Source organism: Flavobacterium columnare NBRC 100251 = ATCC 23463 (assembly GCF_002530675.1).
In the GTDB taxonomy this organism is placed as follows: Bacteria; Bacteroidota; Bacteroidia; order Flavobacteriales; family Flavobacteriaceae; genus Flavobacterium; species Flavobacterium columnare.
In genome coordinates, this window is the sequence record NZ_PCMX01000075.1 from 1 (window position 1) to 1,223 (window position 1,223).

Annotated in this window: 1 protein-coding gene and 1 pseudogene; both read right to left on the minus strand. The window is 30.8% G+C overall.

From position 1 onward, the window contains the following. Positions 1–91 precede the first annotated feature (91 nt). On the minus strand, positions 92–673 hold the full coding sequence (locus tag B0A78_RS10570) for a hypothetical protein (protein ID WP_097609665.1): 582 nt from the start codon (positions 671–673) through the stop codon (positions 92–94). Between the two features lie 82 nt (positions 674–755). Next, a pseudogene (locus tag B0A78_RS14515) lies at positions 756–1,223 on the minus strand (hypothetical protein); the annotation flags it as partial.

Sequence of the window (1,223 nt, forward strand, 5' to 3'; positions counted from 1 at the left end):
GACCGCTTATTTGCTTCTACAGTGTCTGTAAGGTTAAATTTTAACTAGTATTTTTGGATTTATTTATTAAAAAAAGCTCCCTTTTTGGAGCTTAAAACTGTTCAAATCCTCTAAAATCTTCCCATTCTTCAAAGGCTTCTTTAAATAGGTCTTGGTTTTCGATTTGGCTGGGTTTTAGTGTTTTTTCCAGTAGTTGGTATTGGTTTTTTTGTCCCGATTGCCATTGGGTGCATTTTACCAGTCCATAAATTTGCAATTGGGATAAACAACGCTCTACAAAACGCTTGTTGGTGCGGAGTTTTACTTGTACTTCTAATTTTGTGAAGGGTTTCTTTTTAAAGACTTTTTCTACATCATTATAAAATTCATACAACTTTTGAGCATTGACTTGATAATCATTGGTGAAAAAATAAAATACATTGATAATATCTTCTTTGGAAGTCATAACCGTATGGCTGTTTTCATACATTCTAGTTTGTTTGTTGAGTAGTGTAAAACAATGCAGTAATTTGTGATACAGTAATTGCTCTTCAATTTCAAGTCCTTGTAACTGCTCGTTAAACTGCTCAAAATAGGGATTGGTGCTTTTTCTATTGGGGTATAATGCTTCAACTAGTTGGGTTAATTGATATAAAATTATTTTTTTGTCGGTATGTGTTTTTTTTGATTTCATAGTTTTTAGACTTTAAGTTCTTGATATTATTAGTTTTAACTTCGCAAAAAGTTAATTTGCGGTAGTTGCGATTTGGTCATTTTTATTTTTTGTTGATTTTTGTCTGTTTTTGTGCTGTTTGTGCTTCTTGATTGAATACTTTTATCATTTCCATACATTTTTGTAAACTTTCATCGATAACCTTTTGTAAGTCTTCGTATTCGCTTTGATTGGTAATTTCATAAGCATAAGATTTGTCTTTTTTGTTGTGTACTTTTTTGATGTAGCCTTCTAGTAATAATTGGGTGTTGTAATTTCTTAAGGTGCTTTCTTTGATTCTAAATCGTCTTCTTATTTCACTATTGGTAAATAATAATTGGTTGTTTAGTTTTAAATAAATTTTGATGTTTTCTAAATGATTTCTGCACGCTCCTGTTAGGCTGTCGCTTTTTCTTAATAGTACTTCTTTGATTAATTCGTTGGCTTCTTGTATGTCTTCTACTGATGTTTCTATATATTCCTCGCCTGTTTCTTTGTCGATGTGGTGGAATTTTTGGTATTGTTTGTAAAA

Excerpts from the sequence above, each read along its gene's own strand:
- B0A78_RS10570 (WP_097609665.1), bottom strand. The coding sequence starts at position 673 with ATGAAATCAAAAAAAACACATACCGACAAAAAAATAATTTTATATCAA.